This window comes from Streptomyces sp. STR69, assembly GCF_024519455.1.
Lineage (GTDB): Bacteria > Actinomycetota > Actinomycetes > Streptomycetales > Streptomycetaceae > Streptomyces.
Genome location: NZ_JALJRY010000079.1, coordinates 1 through 1708 on the forward strand (window position 1 = coordinate 1; position 1708 = coordinate 1708).

1 protein-coding gene and 1 pseudogene are annotated in these 1708 nt (G+C 68.8%); one reads left to right on the plus strand and one right to left on the minus strand.

Annotation, left to right across the window (positions count from 1 at the left end):
* Positions 1 to 429, plus strand: a pseudogene (locus OC490_RS49010) (hypothetical protein); the annotation flags it as partial.
* Positions 430 to 776: 347 nt separating this feature from the next.
* On the opposite strand, the gene OC490_RS49015 reads toward OC490_RS49010, so the two are convergent.
* Complete coding sequence (locus OC490_RS49015) at positions 777 to 1346, minus strand: DUF4232 domain-containing protein (RefSeq protein ID WP_262064548.1); 570 nt, start codon at positions 1344 to 1346, stop codon at positions 777 to 779.
* Between the last annotated feature and the right edge of the window lie 362 nt (positions 1347 to 1708).

Sequence of the window (1708 nt, forward strand, 5' to 3'; positions counted from 1 at the left end):
GACCTGCTGGTGGGGGAGGCCGTAGATCTGGTCGTCGCGGTCCGCGCGGACCTGAGCGATCCGGCGCAGGTCACCGAGTTGACGGAGCGGTGTGAGGCCGACACCCGTGCCCTGATCGCTGCCGTGTGCCGGCAGAGCGGCACGGAGTTGACCTCGTACATATCGGGGGAGACGGCGGCGCGGATCCGGGAGGAGCGCAGGGCGAGCGCGCTGCGGCGGCTGGCGACGGGCGATGAGGCCCAGGCGGAGGCCGACGCCGTCTACGACATGATGCTGCGCCGCCGCCCGCACGGCCACGAAGCGGCCCTGGCCGCGGCGGAGGAGGCGCGCGAGCGCACGGCCTGGCATCTGCTGGAGCAGAAGTTGGGACAACTGCGCGTACTCCGTATGCGGATGGCGGCCAGCCGTGTGGCCGGGCAGGCCGGCTGATCGGAAGTATGTCGGACCATCCCCACGGGCGCGGGGAGCACCAGAACGGCGTGCGGCATGGCTACATCCCCATGGGACCATCCCCGCGAGCGCGGGGAGCACGACAACCTGATCGGCGGGCCCTTGAAAGGCTTGCTGTCCCGAGCCACTGGATCTTGACCGTTTGTCATCGGCCTTTGACGGGCGCGAGTTTGTGTCATCGGAGTTTGATCACCGCAGGTCAGCGACTCAGCGCGCCTTCGGTGTGCTGAGTCGCTGACCTGTACTTATGTGCAGTGCCTCGTAAACGTGTAGGTCAGGAGTCTTGAGATCGTCTTGCGGGCTGCTCGTTTTGTGGGGACGGGGGGTCAGGAGGGCTTGACCGCCGAGACCGGGGTGACGGTCACCTTGTTGTCGCACTCGGCCCACACCCCGTCGTTCAGGGCGACCTGGTGCTTCCCGGAGTGTGGCAGCCCGATGACCATCGTCGGATACGCCTTCGGGGTCTTGCCCGACACGCAGTAGCCGTCGCCCTCGCCCTGGACCTGGACGAAGGTCAGCTTCACCCACGCCTTGCCGTGGGGCCGTACCTTCACGGTGGCTGGCCTGCCGGTGGGGGTGACCTTGAGCGGGGTGTTGTGGGTGGGGGAGCCGTTGCCGGCGCCCGCGACTGTCGGGTGGCCCTTCAGGACGCACGTCTTCCGGGAGACGTTGGTGAACTGCACGACCGCCGCCCCGGTCCCGGTCCCGACGGGCCGGTGGACGGCCTGCCAGGCGCTGACCTGGAGGGCGGAGGCAGGGCAGGCGGGTGGCGGGGCGGAGGTGGTGGTGCTCGCTGCCATGGCGGTGCCGGGCAGGATGCCGGTCACCGCCGCCGCGACGGCCGTGACCGCCGTCGTCGCCAGAACCGCCCTGCGAATGCCGTTGCTGTGCCGCATGCTGTCGTCCCCCTGAGTCGTCTCGTCCGCGGGTTTCGGTCGTCGGTTGTTGCCCCGCGGTACGCGTGGTCGTGGTTCGTGAGTGCAGACAGGGCGGGAGAGCGGCAGGTTCCGTGCGGCGACTCTTGTGACGGAACGGTGACGACAGGCTGCACCTGTGCAGATGGCCGTCAGGGCAGGCAGAAGCACCTCCAGCGCGCCACGGGTTTTACCAGCCCCCGGCGCGAACCGAAGGTGTGCTGAGTCGCCGACCTGCGGTGATCAAACTCCGATGACACAAACTCGCGTCCGTCAAAGGCCGATGACAAACGGTCAAGATCCAGTGGCACGGGACACCTGCCATCCCCACGGGCGCGGGGAGC

Bases quoted from the DNA above. Each gene is read 5' to 3' on its own strand.
- OC490_RS49015 (WP_262064548.1), bottom strand. From the start codon at position 1,346: ATGCGGCACAGCAACGGCATTCGCAGGGCGGTTCTGGCGACGACGGCG.